Source organism: Flavobacterium hibernum (genome assembly GCF_000832125.1).
GTDB lineage: Bacteria > Bacteroidota > Bacteroidia > Flavobacteriales > Flavobacteriaceae > Flavobacterium > Flavobacterium hibernum.
Genome location: NZ_JPRK01000015.1, coordinates 184,638 through 202,590 on the forward strand (window position 1 = coordinate 184,638; position 17,953 = coordinate 202,590).

Consider the following 17,953-nt stretch of genomic DNA (forward strand, 5'->3'; position numbering starts at 1 on the left):
TTAGTTTTATCACAAAAAGCATAAATTTTACTCATCAGAAAATATACTCTAAGTCATAAATTTAGACATTAACTTATATCCAACAAAGTAATAACAAGACCTTAACACTATTAGATTCATATAAGTCGGATCTTTGTAGTGTAATAAACTGGTTATTTATTATTTTGGTTTTGGTTAGTTAAATAATGCCGGCGTCTTCGAGATGTCGGCATTCTTTTTTTATATGCGTTTTTGTTTTATCGGGCGTAATTTAACCGCAAGGTGCGCAAGAGTTTACGCAAGGTTCGCAATGTTTTTTGATACAAAGCTTTGCGAACTTTGTGTTTTATGCAAACCCTCACATATACAAAACCTTTGGGCACTTTGCGGTTAAATTACGTTTTAATAAAACTACATTTTGGATACAACTACACGGGATTTAGATACTTTATACAAATATTACTCTCGGATCTTTGTCTCATAATTTTCAATCTAAAATTTAAAAACGAAATTATGAGTGATATTAAAAAAATGAAATTAGGAAATCAGGGACTTATTGTTCCAAATATTGGTTTAGGCTGCATGGGAATGACTCAAATTGCCGGCGCAGATATATATGGTAAAGCAGATGAAAAAGAATCAATTGCTACCATTCACCGTTCACTTGAATTAGGCGGAAACTTTTTGGATACAGCAGATTTATACGGACCACTGCACAACGAAAGATTAGTTGCAAAAGCTATAAAAGGCAATCGTAATGCTTATACTATTGCTACTAAATTTGGTTTTGAAATTGACGATAACGAACAACTTACCTGGAATTTTAATGGTAAAAAAGAGTATGTTAAAAAAGCTGTAGAACGCTCTCTTAAAAACTTAGGAACAGATTATATTGATTTGTATTATCTACATAGACTTGATCCTAATACACCAATTGAAGAAACAGTTGCTGCAATGGCAGAATTGGTTCAGGAAGGAAAAGTAGGTTATATTGGTCTGTCAGAAGTATCATCAGAGACCATTCGAAAAGCGCATAAAATTCATCCTTTAACTGCTGTACAAACTGAATATTCTTTGTTTGAAAGAAGTGTTGAAGAATTTGGAATTTTAAATACGTTAAACGAATTAGAAATTGGTTTTGTGGCTTATTCTCCACTTGGCAGAGGTTTTATTTCTGGCGATATCAAAAGTCCGGACGATTTTCCTGCTGATGATTTTAGAAGAAGATTACCGCGTTTTCAGGGAGAACAATTTCAAAAAAACATTCAATTGGTAAATGAAATCAAAAAAATGGCCGAAGAAAAACAAATTACTGCTTCTCAACTGGCACTTTCATGGATTGTTTCTAAAAACATTCTACCTATTCCGGGAACAAAAAGAGTAAAATATGTCGAAGAAAATATTGCCGCAACTCAAATTATTTTGACTAATGAAGAAATGAATCGTTTAGAAAAAATTATTCCGCTTGGTACAAAAACCGGAATGCGTTATGACGAGGCTAGCATGGCATCTATTGATCAATAAAAAGATTTCACTTCGTTCTCATTATAGTAAATAATTATCCTATAAAATTATCCTACCAAGGTTAGAGAACATTCAAAGTGATAATCAAACTCTAAATTAAACCATAGGAAAAGCTATCTTTACAGTAGCTTTTCCTGTTTGTATATTTCTTAAATATTTCACCTTTTTATCATGAAAAAAGAAACTCACATTCCACATACAATACATTCGATTTCAGAAATGCATCAATTATTAAAAATCCCAAAACCTGCGCATCCATTAGTCAGTTTCGTAGACTTAAGTCAAATAAGTTGCCGTTTTGATGATAATCTAAAAAGTGTTGTATATGGTTTTTATACTGTTTCTATAAAAAAAGGTTTTAAAGGAAAAATGAAATACGGTCAAAATTATTATGATTTTGATGAAGGAGTTATGACATTTATGTCGCCCGGACAAGTTATTTCAACAGAAGTTTCTATTGATACTTCAGTTTACGGATCAATGCTGGTTATTCATCCTGATTTTATTCAAAATTATCCTTTAGCAAAAAAAATAAAGGACTACGGTTACTTTTCGTATGCTGTTAATGAAGCTTTACATCTTTCAGACAAAGAAGAATCCATGATTATAAGTATTATGCAAAACATTGAGCAGGAATATCTTTCGTCAATTGATGCTTTTAGTCAAGATGTTATGATTTCGCATATCGAATTATTACTTAATTATTGCAACAGGTTTTACAACCGTCAATTTATTACTAGAAAATCAGCTAATAATACTCTTTTAACAAAATTAGAAACCTTGCTTTCTGATTATTTTGAAAGTGATAAAGTACAACAATTTGGACTTCCTACAGTTGCTTATCTTTCAGATGAACTGAATGTTTCTCCAAACTATCTTAGCGATATGTTACGCTCTGTAACTGGTCAAAGCACGCAACATCACATCCATAATAAAATCATCGAAAAAGCAAAGGAATTACTTCTCACAACTTCTTTAAGTGTAAGTGAAATGGCATATCAGTTGGGTTTTGAATATCCGCAATCCTTCAATAAATTATTTAAAAGCAAAACCAATGTTTCTCCTTTAGAATTTAGAAGTTCATTTAATTAAATTTTAAATTGAAGGCGTGATTTTACCGCAAAGCACGCAAAGGTTTTTCGCAAAAGTTCGCTAAGTTTTAATTCCTAAATAAGTAATCAAAGTTCGTAAAGCTATATAAACACAAAGCTTTGCGAACTTTTCCTTTTTATAGAAACTTAATAATAAAAAAACTTTGCCTGCTTTGCGATAAAATTATACTCAATGTCAATAAAAATTGGAATTTAATTTTTGAGTCTTTCGTGGAGTAATTTAAAATAAGGAAAAGCTTTTAACAATCTACTTCCGTGCCAAGAGAACATTTCTCCATCGACAAAAACAGTTTTGGCGTGATGCGTAAAACGTCCAATTTCAAATGCGTCTTCTTCTTTAAAAGGATAAGGTTCAGAAGAAAGAAAAACCAAATCAGGATCACCCTCTAAACGCATTTTTTTGAGTTCAATTTCCGGATAACGGCCTTTGTCTTCGTAGATATTCGAAAAATGATTCAATTTTAATAACTCATTAATATAGGTATCATTTCCGGCAACCATAAATGGATTTTTCCAAATAAAATATGCGGCTTTTTTTACTGGAATATCTTCAACATATTTTTTAAAATCGCTAAGGGCAAATCTCAATTTGTCGTTCCATTTTTGAGCATCGGTTCTACAATTAAAGAGTTGTCCAAAATCTAAAATCATCTGAAAATTATCTTCTATACTAACTATATTGGTTACCCAAACCGGGCAAATTGTACTTAATTGTGCCACAATCTCAGCAGTATTTTCTTCTTTATTACAAATAATAATATCCGGTTGCAGTAATTTTATTTTTTCGAAATGAATTTTCTTAGTTCCTCCAACAATTTTCTTAGTCGATTTTAATTGATACGGATGCACACAAAACTTCGTGATTCCAATAATTTTATCATCTAAACCTAAATCATACAACAATTCTGTTTGAGAGGGAACCAGCGAAATAATTCTTTTTGGAGAATTCTCAAACGAATGTAATGTACCTAATTGATCTGTTAGTTGTTTCATAGTATTCAGTCGCAGTTTTCAGTCGCAGTTTACAATCTAAGTCTGAACTGTGACTGAAAACTGCGACTGAATCTTTATTTATTAGCGATAATCTCTTCCATTTCTTGTTGTACTTTCAAAGCTTCTTCTCTTGCTTTTTCGGCAAAATCAGTTCCTTTAGAAGCGTAGATAATTGCTCTTGCAGAATTTACTAATAAACCAACTTTATCATTCATTCCGTATTTACAAACTTCAGATAAACTTCCGCCTTGAGCACCAATTCCAGGAACTAGCAAGAAACTATCCGGAACAATTTTTCTAATTTCTGCAAAATATTCTGCTTTAGTAGCTCCAACTACGTACATTAAATTATGGCTATTTTTCCATGTTTTAGAAGTTTCTAAAACTTGTTTGTATAATTCTTTTCCGTTTGTAGTTAAGGTTTGAAAATCAAAAGCTCCTTCGTTAGACGTTAAAGCCAACATAATAGTATGTTTATTTTCGAAAGCAAGAAAAGGCTCTACTGAATCTTTTCCCATATAAGGTGCAACGGTTACACTATCAAAATTCAAATCTTCAAAAAAGGCTTTTGCATACATGCTCGAAGTGTTTCCAATATCGCCACGTTTCGCATCGGCAATCGTGAAAATTTCAGGAAATTTTTCGTTGATATAATTGATTGTTTTTTGCAATGAAATCCACCCTTTTATTCCGTATGCTTCAAAAAAAGCAGTGTTTGGTTTGTATCCAACAGTCAAATCATTTGTTGCATCAATTATCGCTTTATTGAATTCGAAAATAGGATCTTCGGTTTCTAATAAATGAGGCGGTATTTTGGTTAGATCAGGATCTAATCCAACGCATAAAAATGATTTTTTTAAAAGAATTTGTTTGTGTAGTTGTTGTGTTGTCATTCTTGATTTTTTAGTTCTTCTAGTGCATCAGAAGTAATTCTTTTTTAGAAGTACGCAAAAATAAAAAAAGCCATTCAATTACGAATGGCTTTTTGGTTTTATATTCAGTTTAGGATTATAAATTACCTAAGTAAACAATTTCTGTTCTTCTGTTTTCTGCTCTTCCTGCAGCAGTTTTATTAGATTTTACTGGTTTTGTAGCACCAAATCCCTGCGAAGTTAAATTCGCTGGATTTACTCCTTTTTCAATAAGTGCATCCATAACTACTTTTGCTCTTGCTTCAGATAATTTCTGGTTTGCTTTTGGATTCCCTACATTATCTGTATGTCCGTTAATTGCAAATTTAGCATTTGGATAGTTTTTCAAAATCTCTTTAATTGCGTCTAATCTTCCTGAAGTTTCTCCTTTTCTGGCATCACTTAAAGTCGCCTTTCCTGTGTTGAAGAAAATTGATCTTGCCTCTACTTTTAATTGTGCCAATGTTGCTTTTGTTACTTTTGGACAACCTTTATTATCGGCTGGACCTGCAATTAGCGGGCAATCGTCAATATTATCAGGAACTCCGTCTTTGTCTGCGTCTAAACTAGGGCAACCTTTATTCTCTACTAAACCTGCAACTGTTGGGCAAGCATCATCTTTATCCAGAACTCCGTCTCCATCTGTATCTGGCCACGGACAACCTTTGTTTTCTATTGGACCTGCAATTGTTGGACAAACATCTACATTATCTAATAATGTATCTCCATCAGAATCTTTCCAAGGACAACCTTTATTTTCAATTGGACCTGCAACATTAGGGCAAGCATCATCTTTGTCAAAAACACCATCTTTATCTGCATCTGGCCAAGGACATCCGTTGTTTTCCGCCGGACCAGCTACTTTTCTACAAGAATCTTCTTTATCAATAACGCCATCTTCATCTGTATCTTTAAATTTCTTCTCGTAAACTGGAATTTTTACTCCAAGATGAAAATCTGCTGCTTTTGATTCTTTCGAAACTAAATTTGTCAAAATAGAACCAGAACCAATAAAGAACGCTCCTACCCTTAATCCTGAACCAACCTGCATTCCGCTATACTCCATATAGGTCAATGGAACATAAAAACTAAACCATCTTGATTCGTAACGAGGCGTTAAAGTTACACGATCTGCGATTCCGTAACCATTTAGTTTATTTCCAGAAACCATATTGATATCTCCGTTAAGATTCAAATAGAATTTTCGGTACATATTCCAATCTACATCAGCATGAATAGCAGTTGGCAAATTCACTTTTGTCCCTCTTGTCGAAGATGTTTTGGTATAATGGTCGTTAAGAAATTGATAGATATTATCAGCATCATTAATCATTTCCTGCGTGATAACCCCATTTACATTATAGGTATCCTGTCTTGCATTTTTATAATTGATTGATCCAATATCAGTAACCGATAATCCGAAACGTAATTTGTATTTGTTTAAATCTCTAAAATTATTATCGGCTGGTTTTGCTCTACTTATATCATATTGATCATAATCTGGTCTCCATTCGTAAACCAATCCAAAATCTAAACCAAATCCGTTTGCTCCAGAATCAAAATCGTAATCTTTTTTTGTTTCAAAATCCTGACTTGTTCCTACAGTAATTTGTCCATTTGATACAAGTGTTCCTTGCTCAGGATTTACTGTATTTTCGTTGTACACAACGCTAACATCTTTTCCTTTAGTATATCCGTTTACACCACCTTGCAAATATTTGGCTGTTAAACCTCCTTTTAGAAAATGTTGCTCTTTTTGATATAAAACAGCGGCATACGAAATTCCAAATTCTCCCCATGTATGCGAAGCACCATTTGGATTTCCTGCATTAAAATTAAAATCGCTTGCCTGATCTAAACCATCTTTAACCTGATCTACAAGACTTCCGTTTATGTTTCTTAAATTAGTAAGTGATCTCGCTCTTGTAAAAACTGCAATGGTATGTTTTGGTGCAATGTTAAACATAAAAGACGGCCCCATAATATCAAAATTCGCAATACCATTGTTGGCTTTTCTTGCTGTAACTACAGATTGCGTGTCAAAATCGTATCCTTTTTTGTAAACGTCAAAAAGATTAACTCCATACAAATCGTTTGCTGCTGAACCGCTGACAGAAAATATATTAACATCGGTTTTAAAACGAGAATCGGCAATAGAAGCCGGGTTAAAAAGCACACTTTGAACTCCCGCATAATTGTCATGGGTGTATCCTAAATAAGACTGCGCTTTGGCCGAAAAAGTAATTGTGATAACTAATAAACTAAGTAAAGTTTTTTTCATTAAAATTTGGTTTTAGAAGGTAAATTCGGCGGCAAAACTACACTTTTAGAATTATAAACAGGTTAAGCTAACATTGAATTCATGTAACATCTTGAACAAATTATGTAAGAAAAATAAATTGCTTGTTTTCTATTTTTGATAACGAACCCTAAATCAATAGTTTATGTCTCTACATATCGGAATTACACCAAAAAACTTAAAGAAAAGCGCTGCTATTTTGGCCACGATTTTGTCTAATGAAATGACTCTTTATGTAAAAACGAGAAAATTTCACTGGAACATTTCAGGAAATAGTTTTATGGAATTGCATAAATTGTTTGAAGATCAATACCGAATTTTGGAAGCTAATATTGATGACGTTGCAGAACGCATTAGTCAACTGGGCGAAAAAACTATTGGAACAATGAAGGAATTTGTCGAAAATTCGACGCTCAAGGAATCTCCAAACGAATATCCTTCGCAAAAGCAAATGCTTGAGGAACTTCTTGGAAATCATGAACAATTGGCAACTGAATTCCGCGCTTACATTCCGGTTTTTGAAAATGAAAATAACGATATTGGTTCGGCTGATTTTATTACGGGTTTATTACAGGAACACGAAAAAATGGCTTGGATTTTACGCCGATATCAGGTTTAAAAATTACAAATGTGAATTATGCAAAACGCAACAAAATGGATGTAACAAATAACTAATGAGTAATTTGCAATTTTACAATACTATTAATTTATTAAAATATACAATCATGAATACTACAGAAATAAAAGGAAACTGGAATGAGTTAAAAGGGAAATTGAAGCAAAAATATGCAGATCTGACTGATGATGATTTGATGTATGCTGAAGGTAAAGAAGATGAAATGTATGGTAAACTTCAGCAAAAATTAGGTAAAACAAAAGAGGAACTTCAAAAGATGCTATCAGATTTGTAACCCTTTCTTGCTCAATCGGGAATACCGTCTAATTTTTTTTTATTAGACGGTATTTTTTTGAGAACATTTACTCCTTATTTTAATACTTGTATATTCCTTATAATTATTCGATACCACAACCAAAAATAAATTAATTATCTTTAACCAAATTTTGATAAAATGAAGCTATTTATAAAGTTCGACATAAACACCATTTGCTCACTTTTTTTAAAACACAATCTAGATCAACATAATGTTAATTTTACAACATTAGGGTTTGGCGAGATTGAGATCAGTGATAATCTTGATGCTAATGCGCTCGAAGCTTTAAAAAATAAATTAAGCCCGTGCGGATTTGAAGTTGTTGAAAATCAAAAAAGCGTATTAGTTCAAAAAATAAAAGATGCTATTATTGAACTTGTTTTTATGGAAGACAACAATAATTATAAAAGTTCTGTGTTTTTAGCTGAAAAACTAAATCACAGTTACGGTTATTTATCAAATGTTTTTTCGGAAGTGACGTACTCTTCTATCGAAAATTTTATTATTTTACAGAAGATTGAAAGAGCCAAACAGTTAATTATTATTAACGAAATGAGCCTTACCGAAATTGCTTTTTTATTAAACTACTCTAGTGTTGCTCACTTAAGTACACAGTTTAAAAACACAACAGGAATTACGCCGTCGGCTTTTCAGCGAATTATTAAGAAACGTAGAGAGAATTTAAAATAAAACCCAAATACCACACTAAAATGCAAAATAACGCATTATATATCCTATTGGCTGATGACGATGAAGATGATCGCCTTTTTTTTAACGATGCTTTTGAAGAAATTAAGATTCAAACTAAAGTAGATTTTGTTCATGACGGAATGCAATTAATGGAGCATTTGATGGATACTAATAACAAACTGCCTGATATTTTGTTTCTGGATTTAAATATGCCGAAAAAAACAGGTAAAGAATGTTTAATTGAAATTAAGAAAACAGAACATCTTAAAAATATAATTATTGCAATCTACTCTACTTCATCATCTGAAGAGGATATTGAAGATACTTTTATTCAGGGAGCCAATATTTACATTAAGAAACCGAGCGATTTTAATACGCTTAAAAAAATAATTAATGAAGTCGTGACTGTAAACTGGCACTATCACACCTCTGGTTTAAACCGTGATAATTTTTTGCTACGACTAAAATAATTGTAGATCGATGAAATGGATACCCAATTTTAATTCTTCAAACTCTTTGAGAGTTATTTTTGTAGTCGCAGTTTTCATTCTGTTATTTCTTTCTTCTATTGCATATAAGCACAATCGGGATTTAGACGAATCCAGTAAAGTGGTTATGCATACGTATGAAATAAACATTCAATTAGAGCGATTAATGTCGGCGATAAAAGATGCTGAGACAGGTCAACGTGGTTATATAATTACCCGAAATGCCCGTTTCCTGACACCTTATATTTATTCGCGAGACAAGGTAAATACTTCATTTATTAAACTAAAAAAATTAACTGCTGATAATCCAAAACAGCAGCAAAATCTTCAAAAGTTATTTAAACTAATTATTCAGCGTTTTGTTTCTTTTGAAAATTGTCTAAAATATAGCGATCCCAAAACATATGATAAGCGAAAACTCGACAATCATATGTTTGGCGGTCGAATTTTGATGGAAAATATTCGTTTCCAAGTAGACGAAATGAATGACATCGAGAAAAATTATTTGGCTAATAGATTAAAAATTTATGATGCCGAAATTTCTTTAAGCCCAATATTTTCAATTTCATTGTTTCTTGTCGCTTTAAGCTTTATTTTACTGGCTTACAGACAAATTAGCCGCGATTTTGAACGCTTAAAAGTATACAATAAAAAACTTTTAATCTCGAGCGGATTAATTGCCGAATCTGAAGTTATTGGTAAATTTAGTACGTGGCAATGGGATTTAGATACTTCAAAAATTGATTACTCAGACAATCAATACCGTTTGTTGGGCTATGAGCCAAATGCTTTTGTTCCGGAAAAAGAAACGTTCCTAAATTTTGTACATCCTGACGATAAGGAAACTGTAGCAAAATCGATGGAAGAAATAATTAGCAAAAAACAATTGCCATTTGTTTATTATAAAATTGTGCTTCCTAATCACGATATCAGATATTTTAAAACAACTGGAAAACTTTTGACAGATCAACAAGGAAGTAAAATTTTACTGGGTATTAATTTTGATATTACTGATGAGCATTTACTTAATATTGAACTTCAGGAACGTAATAGTGAACTTGAAAAGAGTAATAAAGAACTAGCTTCTTTTAACCACGTTGCGAGTCACGATTTACAAGAACCCTTAAGAAAAATTCAAACCTTTGTTTCTAGAATTTCTGATGCTGATAAAGAAGTGATGTCGCAAAGCGCAAGAGATTATATTGCCAAAATTCAGATTTCGGCAAAAAGAATGCGCGTTTTAATTGATGATTTACTTTTATTTTCGAGAACAAACACTACCAAAAAAGAGTTTATTAAATCGAACTTAAACGAATTGCTCGAAAATGCAAAAGGAGAACTAACAGAGGTTATTGATGAAAAAAAGGCAACAATTACAACATCAAAATTACCAAAACTAGCCGTTATTCCGTACCAAATCGAACAGCTTTTTATTAACTTGATTGGAAATTCTTTAAAATATAGTCAGCCTAATATTGCTCCAGAAATTACAATCGAAAGTCATAAAGTAAATTCAAGCGATTATCCTGAGTTATTAGATCAGAATGTTAAGAAATTCCATAAAATCACTTTTACAGATAACGGAATGGGTTTTGATCCTCAATTTAAGGAAACTATCTTTGTTTTATTCCAACGATTACATTCTAAAACAGATTATCCAGGAACAGGAATTGGTCTTGCAATTTGTAAAAAAATTGTAGACAATCATAAAGGTCATATTATTGCCGACAGTACTCCAAATCAAGGTTCTGTTTTTACTATTTTTCTTCCAGATTAGACTTTCAAAAAAAGACTTAAACTTTACATAATTAGCGTTATATAAATCCTTTATGGGAATTATATAACGTTTCTTTTTTATGCTGTAAAGTAAAATATTCTATTCATTGCCATCTTTGTAATGTAATACTTTATGAAGTAATAATGAAAACAATGCCCGTCGTAAAAGCAATAATTTTAAGAACAATTTTTTTATTGACACTTATCGTTTTTGTTTCATCATGCAAAAAAAATAATCTGGTCGAAAGTTCAATAAAAAATGAAGCTTTTGCTAAGAATGAGAAAGAAGAAATTGAAGCCTTTTTTTTTATTGCAACCGCAAATGTTAGTCAAACTATTATATCTAAAAGTCAAATTGCACAACAAAAAAGTTCTGATAGTACATTACAAGAAGTTAGTAAGAGAATTGAAATTCAACAAAATCAATTGTTGCAGGAAGTAACAAAATTGGCCAACAAAAAGCTCATTATTATTACTGAAATCAATAGCACTCACAAAAGAGCTTTGTATGATTTGATTGATGCCGATGAAATTAGTTTTAATCAAACATATTTAAACTCTATACAAGAGTCATTGCATGAAGAAATTAATTTGCTGGAATCGATATCTAAAGAAACTAACGATCAAACTATTTTAAAATTAGTATTACAGTATTTACCAGAACAATATCAATTTTTAAGGGAAACCGAAAAAATAAAAAAAATAATCATCTAAACGCCGATACAATTATTATTAACTAAATTTTTTTAACTATGAAAATGCAAACCAATTATTTATGCGCCTTAACACTTTTTATCTCAGCTTCGTTTGGAATGCTGCACGCTCAGGACAATAATGTAAATACCGAATTTGGAGTAAAAGGAGGTTTTAACATGTCGAATTTATATTCTAATGATGCAAACGACGACAATGTTCTTTACGGTTTTAATGCCGGTGTATACGCCACATTACCAATTTCAGATTTTATTGCAATTCAGCCAGAGATTTTGTTTACGACAAAAGGTGCAGAGTTGGATTACAACAATGCTTTTGCAACAGGAAACGCAAAATTTAGATTAAATTATATTGAAGTTCCTTTGTTAGTGAGAGTAAATATTACCAAAAACTTTAATGTACATGCCGGTGGATACGCATCTTACTTGGTAAGTTCTAAAGTTACGGGAGACGGAGACATTAATTTTGATCAGGAAATCAATACTGATGATTTGAACAAATTTGATGCTGGTTTATCTGCCGGTGTAGGTGTCGACTTTAATCCGGTTAGTATTGGTTTACGTTACAATTACGGTTTAACTACTGTTGGGAAAGAAAGAACTCTTGCGGGAACAACTTATACTTTTCCAGACGCAAAAAACAGCAATTTGACTTTATACCTTTCGTATAAATTAAATTAAAAAAACAATTAATTATTAATCATAAATCATATATGCCATGTCAAATTTATTATATACAATCGCCGTCATACTAGTTATTCTTTGGGCTTTAGGATTCTTTGTTTACAGCCTTGGAAGCATTATACACATCTTATTAGTTATTGCTGTTATTGCAATATTGTTTAGACTTATTAAAGGTCGCGAAATTTAAAATCAACTAATTATTAAATACATTATTATTAAATCACTAAATCAAATATTATGAAAACGAGTAACACAATTTTAGGAATTTTAGGAGCTGCAGCTGCAGGAGCATTTTTAGGAGTTTTATTTGCACCGGACAAAGGTTCGAATACAAGAAAAAAAATCTCAGATAAATCAAAAGATTACGGAGATAATTTAAAAACTAAAGTTGACGGAATTCTAAGTACAATTTCTTCAAACGGGAAAGAAATTCTTGAAGAAGGAAAATCAAAATTCAATCAAGCTAAAGAAGACTTCAATACTATTAAAGATGAAGCAAAAACAATAAAAAGCAATTATTAAAAAGTGCTCATTTTAAACCATAAATACCCTCTATCATGGAATCAAATGCAACAACAAACGAGAATCTGAATCTTTATGAAAAAGCCGAAAATTATACTAAAACGAGCCTGGAATTAATTAAGCTCAAAACAGTAGCAGCATCGGCAGATGTTTTATCAACATTAACATCGAGAATTGCAGTTGGCGCTGTTGTTGCATTTTTTACCCTGTTCCTTAATATTGGGATTAGTTTATGGATTGGAAAAGAACTTGGAGAGTATTATTACGGTTTTTTTATCATAGCGCTCTTTTACCTAATTGTTGCCATTGTAATGCACAAATCGCAGCACAAATTAATTAAAACACCTATTGGAAACATGATAGTTTCCAGTATTTTAAAAGAAACTAAAAAAGATACCAACCCTGATTTAAATTAACGAATTGACTAAAAAAGAATGTTATGGAAGCTATTTATACCATGGACTCATTAAACGAGAAGATTCAGTTATTAGAAGATCGACAGGACACAGAATGGTGCGCTATTAAGGACGAAATCGATGAAATTAAGGACAATTTAAAACCTCTTAATCTTATTAGAAACACAGTCGAGGAAATAAACGAAACTGTGGGTTTCAAGAGTCATATAGCTCAGTCTGCCATAAGTATTGGTATTGGATATCTGGCCAAGAGATTTGTTGTTGGAAAAAGCGATTCAAAAGTCAAAAATATTTTTGGTTCCTTATTACAACTTGTTGTAACCAACTTAGTATCAAAGCCACATGAGCCCTCACGCGAGGAATCATCTTAAAAATCATCAAGAGAGTAATTGTATAACTTAAATTTATGTATTATGGAAAAGTTAACCGATATAGTATTAAAAAATGGTGTTTACATGTACTCAAATCTATATAAATGTTTTGAATTTACAAGAGTATTTCTAGGTATCTAACTTTCTTTATACGTTTTTCTATTTTTAAACAAACGGTTAAAGAGTTAATATCCTTCACTATATATTTTCTATATTTTCTATAGTTTTTAGACTCAAAGGTTCAGAGGTACATAGGTACAAAGACCTAGAGAAAAAACTTAAAAAAAAGAGACTGTTTCAAATCTGAAACAGTCTCTTTTTAATTTTATAGCTTGGTGATTTTAATTACAGAAACGAAAAACATATCGCCCTCTTAAAACCTTTGAACCTTTGTCCCTCTGAACCTATGTCCCTTTCTTAAACCTTTTTAGAAAACTTCCGAAGCCTCTTTCAATTTCTCCATATTGTTTACCAATTGTAACTCGGCAACAATTTTTTGAATATCTCCGTTCATGATGTTTCCTAGATCGTAAAGAGTCAAACCAACTCTATGATCAGTTACACGACCTTGAGCGTAGTTGTAAGTACGAATTTTAGCCGAACGGTCTCCAGAACTAACCTGAGATGTACGTTTTGTAGCATCTTCAGCCTCTTTCTTAGCCAATTCTTGTTCGTATAAACGAGAACGTAAAACCGTTAACGCTTTATCTTTATTTTTATGTTGCGATTTCTGATCCTGACATTGCGCCACTAATCCTGTTGGAATGTGCGTTAAACGTACTGCCGATTTCGTAGTATTTACAGATTGTCCTCCAGGTCCTGACGAACAGAAGAAATCTACACGAACATCGTTCATATCGATTTGTACATCAAACTCTTCTGCCTCTGGTAAAACCATTACAGTAGCTGCCGATGTATGCACACGACCTTGAGTTTCTGTTTGAGGAACACGTTGTACACGGTGTACACCAGCTTCAAACTTCAAAGTTCCGTAAACATCCTCTCCGGTAACTTCAAAAATAACCTCTTTGAATCCTCCAGAAGTTCCTTCGTTCATATCTACTACAGAAGTTCTCCAACCTTGATTTTCGCAATATTTAGTATACATTCTAAATAAATCTCCCGCAAAAATACTCGCCTCATCTCCACCCGTACCGGCACGAATCTCGACCATAACGTTTTTAGCATCTTCGGGATCTTTAGGGATCAACATAAACTTGATTTCTTCCTCAAGTTCCGGCAATCTTTCTTTTGCTTCATCTAGTTGCATTTTGGCCATCTCGGTCATATCTGCATCACTTCCATCAGCAATAATTTCGTTTGCCTCATCTATATTAGCCATCAAAAGCACATATTCATCACGCTTTTCAGCCAATGCTTTCAAGTTTTTGTACTCTTGATTCAATTGCACATAACGTTTTTGATCAGCAATAACATCCGGCTGGATAATTAAATCTGAAATCTCGTCAAAACGTTGTTTTACTATTTGAAGTCTATCTAACATTTTCTAAATCCTTTTATTGGAGTGCAAATTTACGAAATTTTTGTTGAAAATTCTAGTATTGATTTTTTGTGTTTTTTGAAGGGATTTTTTGGTGTGATTAGGATGTTTTTTTGGGAGCTATTTCCTGCTCCCTAAGCCTCGGGACGTAACAATCTTTTGTTCCGCTAATGCTTCACAAAAGGATTTCACTTCTATTAGGACTAGTTATTTGTTTCTTTAAAAAAAGGTTTACGGAAAACCGTAAACTTTTTGATTATTAAGAAGCTAGTTTTGAAAAAAATAAAACTATTTATACTAAAATACTTTAATATGAAATACACCAAAATATTAATTACATTTTTAATGTTTTCAAATATCACAATAAATTATGCTCAAAAAACAAATTCTGAGACAAGAAAATTCATTGAGAACGCCGAAATAACACAAATAAATAAAGACTGGAATATAAAAGCTGAATTTAAAACTGGATTTGGCGAAGTAGTTTCTTTCTTTCCTGTGGAAGCAATTGATTTGAAATCAAATATTAAAGTAAAATCATTACAAATGGATATGACCGTAATTTATCAAATTGCAGGAAAGAACTTTAACTACTTCAAATCTTCATGGATTGATTTAAATGAAGTAGATGAATTTACAATTTTTATCGAAAAGTATGTAATTCCAAATCTGAAAGACAAAACAGAAAGAAAACAGTCAGTAACTTATATTTTTAATTCGAGAGAAATTACATTTAGCTTTCACATTGAAAAAAGTACCCGAAGAATATCTATTTATTTAAAAAATAATGGTTCTACCGATAATGAACATTATTTCTGGACCGAATCGCAAGTAAATAAGATTCCTGAATTACTTACTATGTTGAAGGAAATTAAATAATTTAAAAAAATGTTTATGAAATATTTTCTATTTATAATTTTTATTGGAATGTATTCAAATGCACAAGATTGTCCAACAAGAATTGGTGACTTTGAGATAAATTCGACAAGTTCTTCTGATTTAAAATGGATATTGCCTTCCTATTCTTCTTACATGTCGATAATAGAAAGTTTAGATGAATATCAAAATCATATCGTTAATCATGAGGATCTCAATGAAGAATACGCAAGAGATCCATTTGCTTATGTGATAAAACCAGACTATAAAAATGTAAAAAGTTGGTATAATCTTGAAGTTGCCTCGGTAAACGACTCTACAGAAGTAATATTTATTCCTAGTTATGAAACTAATAATATCGTTATTAAAAATGTTTTATTAAAATTCTATAATGACAAATTATATTTTGTAAAAGCCAGCTTAAATAAAAATTATACTGATATTATCTTAGAAAAATATAAAGGAAAAGGGCATAAATCAGTAGAAAAGAAAACTGCGAACGCCTGTAAAAATTTAAAATTAAAAAAATACTTAAATACATTTTCTCAATATTTTTTTGCTTCTGAAGAAAATAAAATTCGAGCAATGCTAACTTTTGATTTTAAAATCAATAAATATTGCGAAACTGTAATTGATGATAGAATAGAAATATTTGATTTTGACATTTACATAAGAGAAAATAAAAAAATTACCTTCAACATGGAAAACATGCAAATGATGGAAGATGATAGAAGGAAAATTGAAAAAGAAGAGAAGCTTAAACGATTTTAAAATTGCCTAACTCCAAAGAAACATCTCCCCAGCTCTACTAAGTACTGTTATAGAAAGCTATGAAAATACCCGCTCTGCGAAGTGTTCATTTGTAAACTTTGCTGATCGCTGTGCGAAGTCTCCCGACTTCGTACCCAATCCAATAAACCATACAGAAAAATAAAATTATTCCAAACTGAATATAGCAGCGGGTGCGAAGTCGGGAGACTTCGCACAGCATCATAGATGCGTCAAACTTGGCAAATAAAGTTTATTTAAATCATCCTGTAAGAAAATATGTAAAGCTTTTTTAATTGTAAGAAAAATATATATTTTTACTTAAAAAATTTATGCAAGGTGGATATATAATAAGAGATCAAAATTTACCACACTTTATAACAGCAACAGTTGTTGATTGGGTTGATGTTTTCACAAGAAAAAACTATAGAGATATCGTTATAGAATGCTTAGATTACTGTATTAAAAACAAATCAATGATCGTATATGGATACGTAATTATGAGTAACCACATACATATTATAGTACAATCTGGCGACGGAAAACTATCCGACTTGATAAGAGATTTTAAAAAATTTACTGCTTCAAAAATTATAGAAAAAATAAAATCAGATCCAGAGAGTCGACGAGAATGGATATTAGAACGTTTTAAATTAGCTACTGAAAATCATTCGCGAAATAAAAACTATCAATTTTGGCAATACGGCAATCATCCAGAAGAAATCTATAGTACAAAATTCATGTGGTCAAAGTTAGACTACATTCACCTTAATCCTGTTCGCGCTGGCATTGTAGAAAAAGCATCTCATTATATTTATTCTAGTGCCAGCAACTATGTTTGTAATAAAGGAATAATAGAAATCGAAAAAGCCGATCTCCCAATTGTTGATGTCTTGAATCTGAGCAACTTCACAAAATACAATGAATATTAAATTTTAAAAAAGTTGTTACTTAATATTGTCACGGGCACGAAGTCGGGAGACTTCGCATAGCGCTGCTACTCAGATGGCTGTAACTTTACGTATTTTTCATCATCTTGAAACCCCCCCGCTCTGCGAAGTGTTCATTTGTAAACTTTGCTGATCACTGTGCGAAGTCTCCCGACTTCGTACCCAATCCAATAAACCACAAAGAAAAATAAAATTATTCCCCGCTCTACGAAGTGTTTATTTGTAAAGTTTGCTGATCGCTGTGCGAAGTCTCCCGACTTCGTACCCAATCTAATAAACCACAAAGAAAAATAAAATTATTCCAAACTGAATATGGCAATGAGTGCGAAGTCAGGAGACTTCGCACAGCATCATAGACGCGTCCCGCTCTACGAAGTGTTCATTTGTAAACTCTGCTAATCGCTGTGCGAAGTCTCCCGACTTCGTACCCAATCCAATAAACCACAAA

20 protein-coding genes are annotated in these 17,953 nt (G+C 31.9%); 16 read left to right on the forward strand and 4 right to left on the reverse strand.

What is annotated here, in order from left to right; genetic code table 11:
• The first annotated feature begins 492 nt into the window (after positions 1-492).
• On the forward strand, positions 493-1,503 hold the full coding sequence (locus tag IW18_RS17965) for an aldo/keto reductase (RefSeq protein ID WP_041519410.1): 1,011 nt from the start codon (positions 493-495) through the stop codon (positions 1,501-1,503).
• A gap of 171 nt (positions 1,504-1,674) precedes the next feature.
• Positions 1,675-2,595: a helix-turn-helix domain-containing protein gene (locus tag IW18_RS17970; RefSeq protein WP_041519411.1), complete on the forward strand. Its 921-nt coding sequence runs from the start codon at positions 1,675-1,677 to the stop codon at positions 2,593-2,595.
• A 212-nt stretch (positions 2,596-2,807) separates the two neighbouring features.
• Here the strand turns inward: IW18_RS17970 and IW18_RS17975 are convergent, their stop codons facing one another.
• The 3 genes from IW18_RS17975 to IW18_RS17985 form a co-directional block, all read right to left on the reverse strand.
• Positions 2,808-3,608, reverse strand: a complete 801-nt coding sequence (locus IW18_RS17975) for an ABC transporter substrate-binding protein (RefSeq protein WP_041519413.1) — start codon at positions 3,606-3,608, stop codon at positions 2,808-2,810.
• A 74-nt stretch (positions 3,609-3,682) separates the two neighbouring features.
• The gene (gene pyrF, locus IW18_RS17980) at positions 3,683-4,501 is read right to left on the reverse strand and encodes an orotidine-5'-phosphate decarboxylase (protein ID WP_041519415.1); all 819 of its coding nucleotides are present in this window, start codon (positions 4,499-4,501) and stop codon (positions 3,683-3,685) included.
• Positions 4,502-4,616: 115 nt separating this feature from the next.
• Positions 4,617-6,800, reverse strand: a complete 2,184-nt coding sequence (locus tag IW18_RS17985) for a DUF5723 family protein (RefSeq protein ID WP_041519417.1) — start codon at positions 6,798-6,800, stop codon at positions 4,617-4,619.
• A 163-nt stretch (positions 6,801-6,963) separates the two neighbouring features.
• On the opposite strand from IW18_RS17985, the gene IW18_RS17990 reads away from it, so the two are divergent.
• From IW18_RS17990 to IW18_RS18035, 11 genes are all read left to right on the forward strand, one after another.
• Entirely contained in the window at positions 6,964-7,437 is a 474-nt protein-coding gene (locus tag IW18_RS17990; protein WP_041519418.1) for a Dps family protein, read from the forward strand.
• 106 nt (positions 7,438-7,543) lie between these two features.
• Positions 7,544-7,729 (forward strand): CsbD family protein, encoded by a 186-nt coding sequence (locus IW18_RS17995; RefSeq protein ID WP_041519420.1) that lies wholly within the window; start codon positions 7,544-7,546, stop codon positions 7,727-7,729.
• Positions 7,730-7,888: 159 nt separating this feature from the next.
• A complete protein-coding gene (locus IW18_RS18000) occupies positions 7,889-8,440 on the forward strand; it encodes a helix-turn-helix domain-containing protein (RefSeq protein WP_041519422.1) in 552 nt (183 codons plus the stop codon).
• Positions 8,441-8,460: 20 nt separating this feature from the next.
• Positions 8,461-8,910: a response regulator gene (locus IW18_RS18005; protein ID WP_041519423.1), complete on the forward strand. Its 450-nt coding sequence runs from the start codon at positions 8,461-8,463 to the stop codon at positions 8,908-8,910.
• Positions 8,911-8,920: 10 nt separating this feature from the next.
• Complete coding sequence (locus IW18_RS18010; protein WP_041519424.1) at positions 8,921-10,705, forward strand: sensor histidine kinase; 1,785 nt, start codon at positions 8,921-8,923, stop codon at positions 10,703-10,705.
• A gap of 143 nt (positions 10,706-10,848) precedes the next feature.
• On the forward strand, positions 10,849-11,418 hold the full coding sequence (locus tag IW18_RS18015) for a DUF4142 domain-containing protein (RefSeq protein WP_041519426.1): 570 nt from the start codon (positions 10,849-10,851) through the stop codon (positions 11,416-11,418).
• A 38-nt stretch (positions 11,419-11,456) separates the two neighbouring features.
• Complete coding sequence (locus IW18_RS18020) at positions 11,457-12,098, forward strand: porin family protein (RefSeq protein ID WP_041519428.1); 642 nt, start codon at positions 11,457-11,459, stop codon at positions 12,096-12,098.
• A gap of 37 nt (positions 12,099-12,135) precedes the next feature.
• A complete protein-coding gene (locus IW18_RS23070; RefSeq protein ID WP_115098685.1) occupies positions 12,136-12,288 on the forward strand; it encodes a lmo0937 family membrane protein in 153 nt (50 codons plus the stop codon).
• 50 nt (positions 12,289-12,338) lie between these two features.
• Positions 12,339-12,623 (forward strand): YtxH domain-containing protein, encoded by a 285-nt coding sequence (locus tag IW18_RS18025; RefSeq protein ID WP_041519430.1) that lies wholly within the window; start codon positions 12,339-12,341, stop codon positions 12,621-12,623.
• 35 nt (positions 12,624-12,658) lie between these two features.
• Entirely contained in the window at positions 12,659-13,039 is a 381-nt protein-coding gene (locus IW18_RS18030; protein ID WP_041519432.1) for a hypothetical protein, read from the forward strand.
• A 41-nt stretch (positions 13,040-13,080) separates the two neighbouring features.
• A complete protein-coding gene (locus tag IW18_RS18035; protein ID WP_240475579.1) occupies positions 13,081-13,410 on the forward strand; it encodes a hypothetical protein in 330 nt (109 codons plus the stop codon).
• Positions 13,411-13,837: 427 nt separating this feature from the next.
• Here the strand turns inward: IW18_RS18035 and prfA are convergent, their stop codons facing one another.
• Positions 13,838-14,914: a peptide chain release factor 1 gene (gene prfA / locus IW18_RS18040; RefSeq protein WP_041519434.1), complete on the reverse strand. Its 1,077-nt coding sequence runs from the start codon at positions 14,912-14,914 to the stop codon at positions 13,838-13,840.
• A gap of 309 nt (positions 14,915-15,223) precedes the next feature.
• On the opposite strand from prfA, the gene IW18_RS18045 reads away from it, so the two are divergent.
• The 3 genes from IW18_RS18045 (at position 15,224) to IW18_RS18055 (ending at position 17,487) form a co-directional block, all read left to right on the forward strand.
• On the forward strand, positions 15,224-15,790 hold the full coding sequence (locus tag IW18_RS18045; RefSeq protein ID WP_041519435.1) for a hypothetical protein: 567 nt from the start codon (positions 15,224-15,226) through the stop codon (positions 15,788-15,790).
• Positions 15,791-15,805: 15 nt separating this feature from the next.
• Complete coding sequence (locus tag IW18_RS18050; RefSeq protein WP_131676009.1) at positions 15,806-16,558, forward strand: hypothetical protein; 753 nt, start codon at positions 15,806-15,808, stop codon at positions 16,556-16,558.
• Positions 16,559-16,887: 329 nt separating this feature from the next.
• A complete protein-coding gene (locus IW18_RS18055) occupies positions 16,888-17,487 on the forward strand; it encodes an REP-associated tyrosine transposase (protein WP_041519437.1) in 600 nt (199 codons plus the stop codon).
• The last annotated feature ends 466 nt before the right edge of the window (positions 17,488-17,953 follow it).

Excerpts from the sequence above, each read along its gene's own strand:
- IW18_RS17965 (WP_041519410.1), top strand. The coding sequence starts at position 493 with ATGAGTGATATTAAAAAAATGAAATTAGGAAATCAGGGACTTATTGTT.
- IW18_RS17970 (WP_041519411.1), top strand. The coding sequence starts at position 1,675 with ATGAAAAAAGAAACTCACATTCCACATACAATACATTCGATTTCAGAA.
- IW18_RS17975 (WP_041519413.1), bottom strand. The coding sequence starts at position 3,608 with ATGAAACAACTAACAGATCAATTAGGTACATTACATTCGTTTGAGAAT.
- pyrF (WP_041519415.1), bottom strand. The coding sequence starts at position 4,501 with ATGACAACACAACAACTACACAAACAAATTCTTTTAAAAAAATCATTT.
- IW18_RS17985 (WP_041519417.1), bottom strand. The coding sequence starts at position 6,800 with ATGAAAAAAACTTTACTTAGTTTATTAGTTATCACAATTACTTTTTCG.
- IW18_RS17990 (WP_041519418.1), top strand. The coding sequence starts at position 6,964 with ATGTCTCTACATATCGGAATTACACCAAAAAACTTAAAGAAAAGCGCT.
- IW18_RS17995 (WP_041519420.1), top strand. The coding sequence starts at position 7,544 with ATGAATACTACAGAAATAAAAGGAAACTGGAATGAGTTAAAAGGGAAA.
- IW18_RS18000 (WP_041519422.1), top strand. The coding sequence starts at position 7,889 with ATGAAGCTATTTATAAAGTTCGACATAAACACCATTTGCTCACTTTTT.
- IW18_RS18005 (WP_041519423.1), top strand. The coding sequence starts at position 8,461 with ATGCAAAATAACGCATTATATATCCTATTGGCTGATGACGATGAAGAT.
- IW18_RS18010 (WP_041519424.1), top strand. The coding sequence starts at position 8,921 with ATGAAATGGATACCCAATTTTAATTCTTCAAACTCTTTGAGAGTTATT.
- IW18_RS18015 (WP_041519426.1), top strand. The coding sequence starts at position 10,849 with ATGAAAACAATGCCCGTCGTAAAAGCAATAATTTTAAGAACAATTTTT.
- IW18_RS18020 (WP_041519428.1), top strand. The coding sequence starts at position 11,457 with ATGAAAATGCAAACCAATTATTTATGCGCCTTAACACTTTTTATCTCA.
- IW18_RS23070 (WP_115098685.1), top strand. The coding sequence starts at position 12,136 with ATGTCAAATTTATTATATACAATCGCCGTCATACTAGTTATTCTTTGG.
- IW18_RS18025 (WP_041519430.1), top strand. The coding sequence starts at position 12,339 with ATGAAAACGAGTAACACAATTTTAGGAATTTTAGGAGCTGCAGCTGCA.
- IW18_RS18030 (WP_041519432.1), top strand. The coding sequence starts at position 12,659 with ATGGAATCAAATGCAACAACAAACGAGAATCTGAATCTTTATGAAAAA.
- IW18_RS18035 (WP_240475579.1), top strand. The coding sequence starts at position 13,081 with ATGGACTCATTAAACGAGAAGATTCAGTTATTAGAAGATCGACAGGAC.
- prfA (WP_041519434.1), bottom strand. The coding sequence starts at position 14,914 with ATGTTAGATAGACTTCAAATAGTAAAACAACGTTTTGACGAGATTTCA.
- IW18_RS18045 (WP_041519435.1), top strand. The coding sequence starts at position 15,224 with ATGAAATACACCAAAATATTAATTACATTTTTAATGTTTTCAAATATC.
- IW18_RS18050 (WP_131676009.1), top strand. The coding sequence starts at position 15,806 with ATGAAATATTTTCTATTTATAATTTTTATTGGAATGTATTCAAATGCA.
- IW18_RS18055 (WP_041519437.1), top strand. The coding sequence starts at position 16,888 with ATGCAAGGTGGATATATAATAAGAGATCAAAATTTACCACACTTTATA.